General features: G+C 43.3%; 1 protein-coding gene. It reads right to left on the reverse strand.

The window, feature by feature from the left end:
- A partial coding sequence (locus ACQ76X_RS36005; RefSeq protein ID WP_438498684.1) for an RHS repeat domain-containing protein occupies positions 1–990 on the reverse strand: 990 nt, incomplete at both ends.

Below are 990 nucleotides of genomic sequence, written 5' to 3' on the forward strand. Positions count from 1 at the left end.
TTGCGTGCTTTCAGGGCATAGTCGCTGACGATGAGGTCTCCATTAGCATTCGTAGCTCGGTTCTGCCTGCCCCAGGCATCGTAACTGACGGTCATTGTATTTCTGGCCGGGTCGATTACATACACAGGACGATTCCACTCGTCGTAATGATACTGTGTTTGGGTATACCTTCCTGCATTGGGGTCATAGCGCTCTTCCAATATTGTTTGTCCTAGACCATTGTAAAATGCAATCCCGTGGGATTTGACCGTGCTTCCATTAGATGTCTGTGTCAACGTGTGTTCCGTATCCACTACGAAACTGTAGATCCCGGCATTCACTGAATCAAAATTCGTAGAGATCTGATTATATGAGTACCTATATTCCTCTGTTTCAGAATACTTGTCCCCATTTGAATTTGTGAAATTGGGTTTGGTGATCTTTAACAGCCTGCCAAGGTCATCGTAAGTATAGGTGATTTTCTGCTGATTGCCGTTGATTTCACTTTTCAGTAGGCCGTTTCCTTTGTCATAACTCATTTGAGTTTTAACAATTTGCTGATTCGGCTGTCCGAGGTTGAACCACTGCTGTTTTTCAGTTGGATAGGCAAAGTTATACGCCGACCCGTACACAAGCACAGACTTAGCAACCCGCAGACCACCTTTCCAGTTCTCGGCAGTGACTGTGAAAGCACTGTTATCTTTTAGATAGGAATAAATGGTAACTTCTCCTGCTGCATTCGTACTTTTCTCTATTCTTCCATCTGACGTGTAAGCAACTGTTTCACTTACCGGGGTCCCATCGGTCTCATTTTGATACCAGCTCTTTGAAGACAGCAGCTTAAATTTCGGGTCATATTGATATGATAGAGTATATTTCTGCTTAAGAGCAGCGTTATTCCGCTTTTCATTTGACAAAGGTAACGTTTCAGTCTGTACGTATCCCAGAGAGTCATAGGTTAAATCTGTATATAGGGTATTAGGGTTAGTGTCTGCATCACCTTCATATTCC

It is taken from the genome of Paenibacillus sp. IHBB 3054 (assembly GCF_051594305.1).
In the GTDB taxonomy this organism is placed as follows: Bacteria; Bacillota; Bacilli; order Paenibacillales; family Paenibacillaceae; genus Paenibacillus_AQ.